Source organism: Methylobacillus flagellatus KT (genome assembly GCF_000013705.1).
GTDB classification, from domain to species: Bacteria; Pseudomonadota; Gammaproteobacteria; order Burkholderiales; family Methylophilaceae; genus Methylobacillus; species Methylobacillus flagellatus.
Genome location: NC_007947.1, coordinates 1,294,764 through 1,306,969, shown reverse-complemented (window position 1 = coordinate 1,306,969; position 12,206 = coordinate 1,294,764). Strand labels below are relative to the sequence as shown.

Genomic DNA, 12,206 nt, shown 5'->3' with positions numbered 1-12,206 from the left:
ACGATGACCTGGAACGTCATCTGCATAGTCGCACAAAACAACAATAACCAGAAGCGCCGCGCCAACCATCAGCGGCCATCTAGGGAACGGAGATCATGCTAGTCAGACAGGAAGCTCTATCGTCGAAGATGAGCATCAAGGATTTGCCATCGTCTTCACCATTACCCAATGCCAATCTCGTATTGGTATTTGGTTCGGTCAGGCGCTTCAGCGATGGCAAACTGCCGACCCAGCTCAAGGAGCGCTACCCAGCCGCCCAGATCGTCGGCTGCACCACCTCCGGTGAAATCGGCCCCCATGGCGTCAGCGACGACAGTCTGCAGATCACCGCCATCGCCTGGGACAACACCATGCAGCGCGTCACCTATGCTCGCGCCAACAACATGCAGACATCGGCCGAAACGGCCATCAACCTTGCCAAGCAACTCAAATCGGACAGTCTGCGCACCATCCTGGTCTTCTCCGACGGCCTGCATATCAACGGCTCGGAACTGCTGCAGGGCTTTCAGAGCGTGCTGGGCGACATCCCGATCGTCGGCGGCATGGCGGGCGACAATGCCGAGTTCTCCCGGACACTACAGCTGCTTAACGACAGCATTGAAGAAGGCCTGGTGGTTGCCATCGGCCTCTATGGCGACAAGCTCATCACCGCCAGTGGCGCATTGGGCGGATGGAAACCCTACGGTCCGCCACGCAAGATCACGCGCTCGGAAAAAAATGTGGTGTATGAAATGGACGGCAAACCGGCGCTACCGCTCTATCGCATGTACATCGGCGAACAAAACGCCAAAGCCTTGCCCGGCTCGGGCCTCCGTTTCCCATTTGCAGTCATCGAGGAAGGCAAGCGCGAAGTGGAAAAAGTGCGCACCCTGCTTGCCATCGATCCGGAAGAAAACAGCCTGACCTTTGCCGGAAACGTGGAGGAAGGCGAAACCGTGCGCCTCTGCCAAACCACGCATGACCGGCTGGTCGAGGGCGCAGGCGGCGCTGCGAGGCTGGTGACCGCAAACCTGGATACCAGCCAGCCCGGCCTGGCCTTGTGTGTCAGCTGCGTCGGGCGCAAACTGGTGATGGCCGAGCAGATTGCGGATGAGATCCAGGCGGTGCAACAAACGCTGGGTAGCCAGACTGCGCTAACCGGCTTCTATTCTTACGGGGAATTCTGTCCGCGGCCCAACACCACGGATAATGTATTGCACAACCAGACCATGACCATCGGTTATCTGAGCGAAGCGTTATGATAGCCGAGCGCTAAATAGCGAAACTATTAAACAATAGCCACACTGATGGCTAGTCAATCACCAACACCTCTCAACCAGACAGAAAAGGACTTGATTTATGGCAACCGTTACCCTTAAAGGCAATCCGGTACAAATCGGCGGAAACCTGCCACAAAAAGGCGAAACCGCGCCCGATTTCCAATTAGCTGATGCGAAACGCAACCTGGTCAGCCTTGCCGACTTTGCCGGAAAGCGCAAGGTTTTGAACATCTTCCCCAGCATTGACACCCCAACCTGCGCCACCTCGGTCCGCACATTCAACAAGCAGGCCAGCGGCCTGGCCAATACCGTGGTACTGTGCATTTCCGCCGACCTGCCGTTTGCACAAAGCCGTTTCTGCGGCGCCGAAGGCCTGGAAAATGTCATCACCCTCTCCACTTTCCGCGATACCGCCAAGTTCTCCAAGGATTATGGCGTGCAAATCCTGGATAGTAGCCTGGCTGGCCTGACTGCACGTGCCGTAGTGGTGCTCGATGAAAACAATCAGGTGCTGCATAGCGAGCTGGTCGCGGAAATTGCCAACGAACCCAACTACGACGCCGCACTAGCCGCACTGTAACGCACTACGCCGCCGCAGCCAGCCCGCGGCGGCCTTTCTCCCATCATGAACCCAGCCAATACTGCCTGTTACTCCACGCATGGGTTCCAGGTTTTCAGGCGTGTGCTTTCACCATCCTGGCTGCATTGTACGCGCGATGCCGTGGCATCCATCATCAGGCAATACCGCACCAATGCGCCCTTGGCGCAGCGGAACGGCGTCAGCCTGGGAGAGTTCTCGCTCGCGAAACCCGAACGCAATCCCGGCATTGATGGCAGCAAGCTGATCCATGAGCCGTACATCATCGGCGATATGCTCACGTTGGACAGGCGCTTTGTTTCATTGCTGTCAGAATATCCGCTTTGGTCGATCACGGCGAACCTGCTGGAGACGCAAGCCGGGAACATCATATTCCACTACGCCAACCTGACGCGCAAACCCGCGGGAATAGGTCCGGCGATCAGTTGGCACCGCGACAATGAAAATACTTACTTCTGCCCGGAAGGGGACGACTTTTTACGCCTGCTGATCCCCTTGCAGGACATGTCGCAGGAAAACGGCGGAACAGCAGTCGTGCCTGGCAGCCATCTGGATCACAGCATGAACAAGCACACACTGGATAAAGACGCTATTGCCCACCCGGATGTGGAGGCAGGCGATGTGCTGGCCATCCACCCGCGCCTTTTGCATGGCGGCAACCCCAATCGCAGCGACAGGGAGCGGGATGTCATCATCGTGCAGTTCGGCATCGCAGGCGCCAGATTCCGGTTTCAGGAAGACCTTGAAATGGGCGCCCTGCACACCCGCGCTCACCTTCATCGCGCTGTGAGCCAGGCCAGTCGGCAGCTCTCCCGGTTTGCGGTGCATATGTCGGTGCATCTGGCAGCCCATCCACAAACTGTCGGCAATATGCTTGAGCATGGGTGTCCCGGAAAAACGCACACATCCCTGTAGTCGATATGCCCGTCGAGCATCGGCCCCAGGCGCGCCCGCCCTGCCGGCCCAGACTTACTGTTCTGCTATGCCTGCAGGCATTTACTCACCACCTCGAACACGTCGTTGGACAGGTTGGGCGTATCCATGATGGCGCGCAGCGCATCCTGCATCTGCACTTGGAGCACCGGCGTATAGCGTTTCCATTCGCGGAAAGGCGTCACCTGTCGCGCAGCGATCTGCGGATTGATCGCATTCAACTCGATGATCACATCCCGAAGCAAGGCATAGCCCTGCCCGCTGGGGTCATGGAACTTCACCGGGTTGTTGACGGCAAACGCCGAATAGAGCGCCCTGACACGGTTCGGATTACGGATATTGAATTCGGGATGCTGGCGCAATCGGGCGAAATCCTCGAAGATGCTTTCCCGGTTGGCAATCGCCTGCAGGGAGAACCATTTATCCACCACAAGCTGGTAGCCCTTGAAACGCTCATAGAAATCCGCGAACACCTCATCGCGTTCAGGCTTGTTGCTATCTGCCAGGCTAGATAAGGCGGCCACGCGATCCGTCATGTTGTCGGCATTGTCGTAATGCGCCTTGGCACGCGCGGCACATCCGGTGCCATTGGTCACGGTCAGCAGTTGCAACACGGTATTGCGCAATGCTCTGCGGCCCATCTCGGCTGGCGAAATGGAGAACGCTCCATTGCCACGGTGGTGCTCATACAGGCTAGCCAGGATCTCCCTGTGCTCCTGCTTGATGGCCTTGAGGATGCTGGTCCGGGCAGCATCGATAGCCGCGGGGTCAACCACCTCCTGTGCCTGGCTGATGACCGCGATGGAGGGCAGTGACAAGGCGCGTGCCAACAGGGCCTTGTCTGTGTCCTCGCTCAAGCCTTGTTCTAGCAGGACGCCGAAGTCGGCAATGAATTGTGCGATGTCCGCCCCAGGGTCGGCCATGACTCGCTGAATGGTGCGCAGCGCAATGGTCTGGCCGGCCTCCCACTTATTAAAACCGTCTGTATCCTTGAGCTGCAGCAGGCGCAGGTCGTCGTCGCTGAGGTCTGTGGATAATTTCACCGGCGCGGAAAAACCACGCAAAATGGAAGGCACGGGGCGCGATGGCACATTATCGAAAATGAAGCTTTGCTCGGGCTCCGTCATTTCCAGCACTCGGGTGGCGTGCGTCTCCTCACCCGCTTCATTGAGCAATCCCACCGCAACCGGGATCAGCAACGGCTGCTTGTCGGTCTGCCCTGGCGTATCCGGCTGGGATTGCTTGAGGGTCAGGATGTATTGCCCGGCTTCCGGGTTGTAACGTCCGCTTGCCTGCAGGTTAGGCGTACCAGCCTGCTTGTACCAGCGGAAAAACTGCGTCATGTCGCGCCCCGAGGCATCCGCCATGCACTGGACGAAATCGTTGATGGTGACCGCGTGACCATCGTAGCGCTGGAAATAAAGATCGGTAGCCTGTCGGTACCTCTCCTCGCCAAGCAGGGTATGCTGCATACGGATCAGCTCTGCCCCCTTTTCATAGATGGTCATGGTGTAGAAATTGCTGATCTCGATGAAGTGATCGGGCTGCACGGGATGCGCCAGCGGGCTCGCATCCTCGGGAAACTGCAGCCTGCGCAATTGGTCGACGTCATCGATGCGCTGGACCGCGCGCGAGTTCATGTCCGCGCTGAATTCCTGGTCACGGAATACGGTCAAGCCTTCTTTCAATGACAGTTGGAACCAGTCGCGGCAAGTCACGCGGTTGCCGGTCCAGTTATGAAAGTACTCATGCGCAATCACCGCCTCGACGCTGGTGAAATCGGCATCGGTCGCGGTTTCCTGGTGAGCCAGCACGAGCTTGGTATTAAAAATATTGAGCGAAGTGTTTTCCATCGCCCCCATATTGAAGTCGCTGACCGCCACGATGTTGAACAGGTCCAGCTCATATTCACGCCCGTATTTGTCTTCATCCCACTTCATGGCCTTCTTGAGCGATGCCATGGCATGCCCACATTGCCCCTCGTCCCCCTGGCGCACGTAGATGTGCAGGTCCACATGGCGGCCAGACCTGGTACGGAAGGTATCGGCAATGCGCACGAGGTCGCCGGCCACCAACGCGAACAAATAGCAAGGCTTGGGGAACGGGTCGTGCCATTCAGTGAAGTGACGTCCTTGCGCCAGTTCACCCGATGCCATCAGATTGCCATTCGACAGCAATACCGGGTACTTGTCCTTGTCCGCCTCGATGCGCACCGAGAAGATGCTCAGGACGTCGGGCCGGTCCTGGAAGTAGGTGATACGACGGAACCCTTCTGCCTCGCACTGGGTGCAGAAAGTGCCTTGGGACTTGTACAGCCCCTCCAGCGCGGTATTGCTTTCCGGGTGGATCTCGGACGTGATCGCAAGCGTGAATGCCTCGGCCGCATCATTGATGATGAGCTTATCGCCGTCCAGCACATAGCCGTCGAACGGTGCCCCATCCAATTCCACGGCCCGGATGACTTGGTCTTGCCCATTCAGTACCAGCCGGTTCGAGTTGGTCGCTGGGTTCTTCACATAGGCGACTTCCGACCTGACGATGGCCTTGTCCTCGAACAATTCGAACTTGAGTGCGATGCGAGAGGCGAGATAAGGTGCGGGCGTATAGTCTTTGAGATAGATCGTTGTTGGCGCGGTTTCGGTAGCTGGGAACATGGATGGCATTTCTTCTTTGGCTGGATTTTCAGGTTAAATAGGTTCAATAGTAGCAACAGATGCTGTCTCCGACATGTCGTTCGACCTCATCATGCAAGCAAGCCTGTCGGTGATTCGCCAACGATCACTGCTCCTGGTATGCGGTGTATTTGGCGTTGCTGCCACGCGCCTTGTCAGCGGGATATTTCTTCGCGTTGAGGTCTATCTTGGCATTGGCTGCCGCAATCAGGTCGATACCGCATACCTCGGCAATACGCAGCAAGTATACGAAGGTATCGGCGAGCTCGTGACCGATCTCGGTTCTGCGTTCATCGGTCAGCGTGCTACTCTCAGCCGGGCTGTCCCACTGAAAGTGCTCCACCACCTCTGCCGCTTCCACGATCATCGCCATGGCCAGGTTCTTGGGCGTATGGAACTGGTCCCATTCGCGCTCGGCGACAAAGTGGTTGATCCGCGCGCGCAGGTTTTCCAGGGAATCCGGCCGGATGCTGTCATCAGTCATTGCTTTTCTCCTTGCGGTTGGAACCGGCCACCATCTTGATCTCGAACACGCGGCATTCCAGCGGGCCGTTGAACAATGGTGTGCGCTTGGTAGGCGATAGCCGCATCAGCTTGGGCAGGCGCATGTCGTTGGTGAGGAAATAGGCGTTCCAGCCGGCGAACTTCTTTTTCAGCGCCTCGCCCATTTTGGGATAGAGCGCCGCCAGCTCCTCATCTTCGCCGATTCGCACCCCGTACGGCGGGTTGGCGACCAGGATACCCTCGGCAGCGGGAGGCACCACATCGGTGAACTCGCGATGGGCGACTTGCATCGCGTCCAGCAGCCCGGCCTGCTCCAGATTCTTACGGGTTATCCTCACCGCGCGCAGGTCCGCATCGCTGCCGTAGATACCCTGGAATGCCACAGGCTTGGCCCGGCTTTTGGCTTGCTTGAGCAGGGATTGCCATGCGCCGGCATTGAAGTTCTTCAACCGTTCGAAACCGAAGCTGCGGTTGCTCCCCGGCGCGATATCCAGCGAGATCATCGCTGCCTCGAGCAGAAACGTCCCGCTACCGCACATCGGATCGAGCAAGGGTGTGCCAGGCTGCCAGCCCGACAGCTTGAGGATGCCTGCCGCCAGGTTCTCGCGCAACGGCGCCTCGATGCTGGCGCGGCGCAGGCCACGCTGATACAAGGCATTGCCGGAAGTATCCACGTAAAGCTGGTATTCTTCGGCTCCCAGGTAGGCATGCACACGCACGTCCGGCTCGCGGGTATCGATGGAAGGCCGGCTGCCGACTTCCTCGCGGAAGCGGTCGCAGATGGCGTCCTTGATACGCAGGGTCGCGAATTCTAGACTCTTGAGCGGGCACCTCACGCCGGTCACCTTGACCATGAAATCCTGTTCCACCTCGAACCACTGCACCCAGTCAATCTTGTATGCGCCTTGGTAGAGCTCATCCTCGTTGCTGTAGCGCCCCTTGCCGACTTGCAGCAGGATGCGCGTGGCAATACGGCTCTCGAGGTTGGCACGGTAGCAGAGCAGCATGTCCCCGGCGAAACCCACGCCCCCGTCGGTCGGCTTGATTTGCCGCGCACGGATGCTGTTCAGCTCGTCTTCGAGCAGAGGTTCCAGTCCGCGCGGACAAGTGGCAAAAAACTGATAATGCATGCGGTATCCTGAAGGCTTGTTAGGATTCCAGCAACAAGCGGTTGCTAGTACTCGGGTTGTGCTCGCGCAAGCGCTCGACGAACTCAAGGAACTCGATCTTGTGCTCGGCTTCGAGCGCCTTGGCGCGAACGCGCAGCGTGCTCCAGCGCAGGTCGTTAGGCGCGCGCTTGAAGCCGAACACGACTACATTGCCAGGCCTGCCCGTGGGCATCACCAGGATGCGACCATGAAAGCTGGTCTCGATGCGCTGCAGGTAGACATCGTAATGCTTGTCGCTGCCCCATAGGTTGATCGCGCACATGCCATCCAGCGTCAGCGCCTCAAAGCAGGAGTCGAAGAAATCCTGCGAGCATAGGTCGGGAGGCAAGCCATTGCTACCGAACGCATCCATCATGAGCATGGAAGTCGTGGCCGGGTTGTCGCGCAGGAAAGCAGCCGCGTCGCCCTCGATGATCTCGAAGCGTTCGTCGTTTTCCGGAGTGAAGAAATGGCTGCGCGCCACCTCGATGATGCGCGGGTTGATTTCCACCACCCGCGTCTTTACCTGCGGCAGGTGGTGGTAAACGTATTTGGGAATCGAACCGCCGCCCAGGCCTAGCACCACCAGGTCACGCGGTTGCTTCTGGAACAGTAGGTAGACCATCATGCCGCGCGAATAGCGCAGTTCCAGCGCATACGGATCCTTGATGCGCATTGAGCTCTGGATGGTGTCCGACCCCAGGTGCAGGGAACGCACGCCGTCCAGCTCGCTTACATCGACACTGTCTTCGCTGGTAATGGCCTTGTGTATGCTGCGCGCAATCTTGCGCCCCACTCTGAACATCAGGCCGCCTCGCTTTCTGCCGCGGCTTCGGCATGCTCCATCGACTTGAAGCGGCTTTCGAGCTCGATCAGCAAGGTATCGACCTTCTGGATTTCAATCCTCACGCGACTGCCGGGCGCCAGCTCGGGCATTCCGTGCACCTTCGCGATCAGCGGCATGCCGTCGAGGCGTACCAGGCTCTCGCGCCAGACAGTGGCGCCGATCTCATGGATGTCTTCCTGCAGCAGGTATTGCAGGCACCAGTAACGCTCCATGCGTGTCTGGAACTCGTTATAGGCGTTGTAGGTCAGGTCGAAGTTGCGCATCACCACGGCCAGATCGTCGCTGCCTGGTGGGTAGACAGGCTCATCTCCCTGCACCACCGAGATGATCTGGCGCTGGTTGACCAGGTCCACCGCGCGGCGCAATGGTGAGGTACTCCAGCTGTACTGGCTCACACCCAGTCCCTGGTGCGGCTCGGCCTTGACCGTCATGTAGACCTTGCCACCGTTCTGGGCACGGTAAATGCCCGGCACATGGTGCTCGGCCAGCAGGCCTCCCCAATGACTGTTGGCCTCGATCATGAGTTCGGCCACCAGCTTGTCGATCGGTGCGCCGCGACGGCGCGCCAGGATGCGCACCCGGCCATCGTTCACATAGAAACTGTAGTCGAGCTGGACCGGACGTGTAGGGTCATATTTGCCACGCGCCTTTTCCAGCGACTCGGCCAGCCGGAACAGGAACAGCAGTCGCTGCCAATAGGGATGTCCCGTGTCTTGATCCAGTGTGTTTTCGTTGAAGAAAGGTTCCAGCGTGTCATGGCGCAGGTTCTCGGCAACCTTGACCTGCTCGACGCGGCTTTCCCGCTTAACGATGCTCAAGTCGGGCGCCACGTCCAGGTAAAGCGAAAGCGCCGACCGCCACTCGCCCTGGTTCAGGCTGAACGGCGCCACCACTTCATCCGGCAGCATGGTGATCTTGTGGCCCGGCATATAGACGGTGGAAAGCCGCTGCATGACAACCTGATCCAGCTGGCTGCCCGGCAGAATGCCGAGCGCCGGTGCAGCAATATGGATGCCTACCCTGACCACGCCATCGGCCAACGGCACAATTGTGAAGGCATCGTCGATCTCGGTGGTGGTGCTGTCGTCGATGCTGAATGCCTCAGCCTCGGCGCGCGGCAGATCGCTCGGCACGATGGGCGGCTCCATGTCGGGGAAGCCCTGCCCTTCGGCGAAGTATTCCCGCAGGAATGCGCCGAGATGGTAGTCATGCACGGATGCAATCGCACCGCACGACGCCAGCACGCGCACGACATGCTGATTGGTTTCACTTGCCGCCTGCTCCAGTGCCTTCCATTCCAGGCTGTTCTTGTCGGGCTGGTAGAGCAAGGCATCGATCACCTTGCCATCGAACTCGGCAGGCAACTGCCCGGCCTTGAGCTGCTCCACATACTGCGCCACTTTCTCGGCTTGCTGGCGCTTTTTTTCCAGCCCCGCCAGCGCGGCCTGCAAGGTTTCCTCGGGGGCGGCCTTGTAACGCCCCTTGCCCTTGCGATAGAAATACATGGGAGCGCTATGCAGCCGGATAGCAATGGCGGCCGCCTGGATGGAAGTCGGCTTGCCGCCGTAATACTCCTCGGCAAGCTCCTCGAAACCGAACTCGGGTTCGCCGCAGCATTCCCACAGGAATGGCACATCGAGGCCCTCGGCCTCTGCGCTGGCGCTTTCCATGAATCCCGACAATGCGCCTTCGAAGCGCATCAATACGTTGGCGGACTTGATCTTGGAGCGTTTGCCGGAAATGGCCTCCACCTGGAGAGAGCTGGGGTTTTCCGTCATGACCGAGGCAACCTTGAAACTGCCCTCTTCTTCAAAAAATACGTTCATAATCCTGCTTTTTGGACGTGCCCTGTTGACGGCACGTGATGATTGTCTGTAATTTAGCGCCTATGCATAACGCCGAACGAATGATACATGAGATTGGGCAGCGCCCGACCTCCTCACGTGTTGCCGTATTGAATGTTCTGATGGAGTCGGAATTCCCACTCACGCATCATGAAATATTGCAAACCCTGACCCAGGAAGCCCCCTTTGACCGCGTCACCTTGTATCGCGTTCTCGACTGGCTGGTGGAATGCAACCTCGTGCATCCTATCATGGGCGACGACCGCGCCAGGCGCTTCCAGCTCACCCAGCGCAATGCCAAGCACCACCATGCGCATTTCGAATGCTCATCCTGCGGCAAGATATTTTGCCTGGACGAAGTCAAGCCGCGCATTCCCAATAGCGTTCCCTCCCATTTTACCGTCGAGTCGGTCGAACTCAATATAAAAGGTCAATGCGACCACTGTAATTCCGTAGCTAACTGATCCCTCCCGGCAGGGCTTTTCTCACCAAGCGGGCCTGCCATTGCACATCCAAGGTATCAATCTCCCCTGAAACAAAATTAATTGCAACATAGTTGCATATAAAGTCGCCCCACCCTAAAATGCAACATTGTTGCATTATTAGCCAAAGCCATGTTGAACCTAGATATCGTCAGCGTTGAAGAACTGCTTGCCATGCCTGACGACCATTACATGAATCCGCAGCAGCTCGCCTTCTTCCAACGATTGCTCGAACAGCAGCTCGCCCATATTCGCCACAACGCTGCCGAAACCAGCAAACACTTGAGAGAACACGAAGAATTTCCCGATCCAGCCGACCGTGCCACGCAGGAAGAACTGCATACACTGGAACTGCGCACGCGTGACCGTGAGCGCAAGCTGGAAAAGAAAATCAACGCGGCATTGCAGCGTATCCGCGATGGCGAATACGGCTATTGCGAAGAGTCCGGCGAGCCTATCGGCCTGCAGCGCCTGCTCGCCCGCCCGACTGCCACCCTTGCGCTGGAGGCACAGGAGCGGCATGAAAGGCGCGAGCGCCAATACAGCCACTAACGAAAAACGGCTCACCAATCTCAGTAAGGCGGTCTGGCTAGACACTCAGCTGCGGCAGTACGAGTAGCAAGGCAAAAACGCCAGGAGCGTGTTGTTAGTCACTCTCTAAGCATCATCAAACTCCAGGAATTATCATGAAAATCACCCGCAAACTTCCCGTCACCGTGCTATCCGGCTTTCTCGGCGCCGGCAAGACCACCCTGCTCAACCACATCCTGAACAACCGCGAGGACAAGCGCGTTGCCGTCATCGTCAATGACATGTCGGAGGTCAATATCGACGCGCAACTCATCCGCGAAGGCGGAGCCGGTCTGTCGCGCTCGGAAGAGAAACTGGTGGAGATGAGCAACGGCTGCATCTGCTGCACCCTGCGCGAAGACTTGCTGGTCGAGATCAAGCGTCTGGCGGAGGCCGGACGCTTCGACTACCTGCTGATCGAATCCACCGGTATTTCCGAGCCGCTGCCCGTTGCCGAGACCTTTACCTTCCGCGATGAAAACGGCGCCAGCCTTTCCGATATTGCCCGGCTCGACACCATGGTCACTGTGGTGGACGCCTTCAATTTCCTACGCGACTATGCCTCGCGCGACATGCTGGCAGAACGCGGCTCATCAATGGGTGAAGGCGACGAGCGCACCGTCGTCGACCTGTTGGTCGAGCAGGTGGAGTTCTGCGATGTCATCGTGCTGAACAAGACCGACCTAGTCAACCAGGAAGCATTGCAGCAATTGCACGGCATCCTGAAAAGCTTCAATCCACGCGCCCGGATCGTGGAAAGCGAATTCGGCCGTGTGCCGCTAGCCCGGGTGCTCGATACCGGGCTGTTCGATTTTGCCGCAGCCCAGTCTGCCCCAGGATGGCTGAGGGAATTGCGCGGCGAACATACGCCGGAAACCGAGCAATACGGCATCACGAGCTTCGTTTACCGTGCGCGCCGGCCTTTCCACCCTGAGCGGCTGTGGCGATGGTTCTCGCGCGAATGGCCGAACGTCATTCGCTCTAAGGGGTATTTCTGGATGGCGAGCCGCCCCGCCCATTGCGGCAGTTGGTCGCAGGCCGGCTCCATCACCCGGCACGGACCGGCCGGATACTGGTGGGCCGCCACACCCAAGGCCTACTGGCCCGAGGACATGGAATCGCTCAGCGCCATCCGTGAGCGCTTTTCCGGTGAATTTGGCGACCGCCAGCAGGAGATCGTGCTGATCGGGAGCAGCATGGACAAAGTTGCCCTGAGACAGGCGTTCGACCATTGCCTGCTGACCGATGCCGAACTCAGGCTCGGCATGCAGGCATGGAAGAATTTCAACGACCCCTTCCCAGCCTGGGATCGCCAACCGGAAGAAAGCTCGGCCTGAATCCTGCTGGCA

11 protein-coding genes are annotated in these 12,206 nt (G+C 58.4%); 6 read left to right on the top strand and 5 right to left on the bottom strand.

The window, feature by feature from the left end; genetic code table 11:
- Nucleotides 1-95 precede the first annotated feature (95 nt).
- The 3 genes from MFLA_RS06350 to MFLA_RS06340 all read left to right on the top strand — a co-directional run bounded on the left by MFLA_RS06350 (nt 96) and on the right by MFLA_RS06340 (nt 2,772).
- The gene (locus MFLA_RS06350) at nt 96-1,241 is read left to right on the top strand and encodes an FIST signal transduction protein (RefSeq protein WP_011479463.1); all 1,146 of its coding nucleotides are present in this window, start codon (nt 96-98) and stop codon (nt 1,239-1,241) included.
- 97 nt (nt 1,242-1,338) lie between these two features.
- Nucleotides 1,339-1,839 (top strand): thiol peroxidase, encoded by a 501-nt coding sequence (gene tpx / locus MFLA_RS06345; RefSeq protein ID WP_011479462.1) that lies wholly within the window; start codon nt 1,339-1,341, stop codon nt 1,837-1,839.
- A 45-nt stretch (nt 1,840-1,884) separates the two neighbouring features.
- Complete coding sequence (locus MFLA_RS06340) at nt 1,885-2,772, top strand: phytanoyl-CoA dioxygenase family protein (RefSeq protein ID WP_011479461.1); 888 nt, start codon at nt 1,885-1,887, stop codon at nt 2,770-2,772.
- Between the two features lie 65 nt (nt 2,773-2,837).
- Here the strand turns inward: MFLA_RS06340 and pepN are convergent, their stop codons facing one another.
- From pepN to MFLA_RS06315, 5 genes are all read right to left on the bottom strand, one after another.
- On the bottom strand, nt 2,838-5,453 hold the full coding sequence (gene pepN, locus MFLA_RS06335; protein ID WP_011479460.1) for an aminopeptidase N: 2,616 nt from the start codon (nt 5,451-5,453) through the stop codon (nt 2,838-2,840).
- Between the two features lie 115 nt (nt 5,454-5,568).
- A complete protein-coding gene (locus MFLA_RS06330; RefSeq protein ID WP_011479459.1) occupies nt 5,569-5,946 on the bottom strand; it encodes a nucleotide pyrophosphohydrolase in 378 nt (125 codons plus the stop codon).
- The gene (locus MFLA_RS06325; protein WP_011479458.1) at nt 5,939-7,096 is read right to left on the bottom strand and encodes a THUMP domain-containing class I SAM-dependent RNA methyltransferase; all 1,158 of its coding nucleotides are present in this window, start codon (nt 7,094-7,096) and stop codon (nt 5,939-5,941) included. The genes MFLA_RS06330 and MFLA_RS06325 overlap by 8 nt, the downstream gene beginning before the upstream one ends.
- A gap of 19 nt (nt 7,097-7,115) precedes the next feature.
- Nucleotides 7,116-7,919, bottom strand: coding sequence for a polyamine aminopropyltransferase (locus MFLA_RS06320; protein WP_011479457.1), 804 nt, complete (start codon nt 7,917-7,919; stop codon nt 7,116-7,118).
- Entirely contained in the window at nt 7,919-9,787 is a 1,869-nt protein-coding gene (locus tag MFLA_RS06315; protein WP_011479456.1) for a ribonuclease catalytic domain-containing protein, read from the bottom strand. Before MFLA_RS06315 ends, MFLA_RS06320 begins: the two co-directional genes overlap by 1 nt.
- Nucleotides 9,788-9,867: 80 nt before the next feature.
- Between MFLA_RS06315 and MFLA_RS06310 the strand changes: the two genes are divergently transcribed.
- The 3 genes from MFLA_RS06310 to zigA all read left to right on the top strand — a co-directional run bounded on the left by MFLA_RS06310 (nt 9,868) and on the right by zigA (nt 12,194).
- On the top strand, nt 9,868-10,269 hold the full coding sequence (locus tag MFLA_RS06310) for a Fur family transcriptional regulator (RefSeq protein ID WP_229407207.1): 402 nt from the start codon (nt 9,868-9,870) through the stop codon (nt 10,267-10,269).
- A 150-nt stretch (nt 10,270-10,419) separates the two neighbouring features.
- On the top strand, nt 10,420-10,839 hold the full coding sequence (gene dksA / locus MFLA_RS06305; RefSeq protein WP_011479454.1) for an RNA polymerase-binding protein DksA: 420 nt from the start codon (nt 10,420-10,422) through the stop codon (nt 10,837-10,839).
- A 134-nt stretch (nt 10,840-10,973) separates the two neighbouring features.
- Nucleotides 10,974-12,194 carry a zinc metallochaperone GTPase ZigA gene (gene zigA / locus MFLA_RS06300; RefSeq protein ID WP_011479453.1) on the top strand — a complete coding sequence of 407 codons (1,221 nt, stop codon included), beginning with the start codon at nt 10,974-10,976 and terminating at the stop codon, nt 12,192-12,194.
- Nucleotides 12,195-12,206 lie beyond the last annotated feature (12 nt).

Coding starts and splice junctions, on each gene's coding strand:
- MFLA_RS06340 (WP_011479461.1), top strand. CDS start 1,885: ATGAACCCAGCCAATACTGCCTGTTACTCCACGCATGGGTTCCAGGTT.
- pepN (WP_011479460.1), bottom strand. CDS start 5,453: ATGCCATCCATGTTCCCAGCTACCGAAACCGCGCCAACAACGATCTAT.
- MFLA_RS06325 (WP_011479458.1), bottom strand. CDS start 7,096: ATGCATTATCAGTTTTTTGCCACTTGTCCGCGCGGACTGGAACCTCTG.
- MFLA_RS06330 (WP_011479459.1), bottom strand. CDS start 5,946: ATGACTGATGACAGCATCCGGCCGGATTCCCTGGAAAACCTGCGCGCG.
- MFLA_RS06315 (WP_011479456.1), bottom strand. CDS start 9,787: ATGAACGTATTTTTTGAAGAAGAGGGCAGTTTCAAGGTTGCCTCGGTC.
- dksA (WP_011479454.1), top strand. CDS start 10,420: ATGTTGAACCTAGATATCGTCAGCGTTGAAGAACTGCTTGCCATGCCT.
- tpx (WP_011479462.1), top strand. CDS start 1,339: ATGGCAACCGTTACCCTTAAAGGCAATCCGGTACAAATCGGCGGAAAC.
- MFLA_RS06320 (WP_011479457.1), bottom strand. CDS start 7,919: ATGTTCAGAGTGGGGCGCAAGATTGCGCGCAGCATACACAAGGCCATT.
- MFLA_RS06350 (WP_011479463.1), top strand. CDS start 96: ATGCTAGTCAGACAGGAAGCTCTATCGTCGAAGATGAGCATCAAGGAT.
- zigA (WP_011479453.1), top strand. CDS start 10,974: ATGAAAATCACCCGCAAACTTCCCGTCACCGTGCTATCCGGCTTTCTC.
- MFLA_RS06310 (WP_229407207.1), top strand. CDS start 9,868: ATGATACATGAGATTGGGCAGCGCCCGACCTCCTCACGTGTTGCCGTA.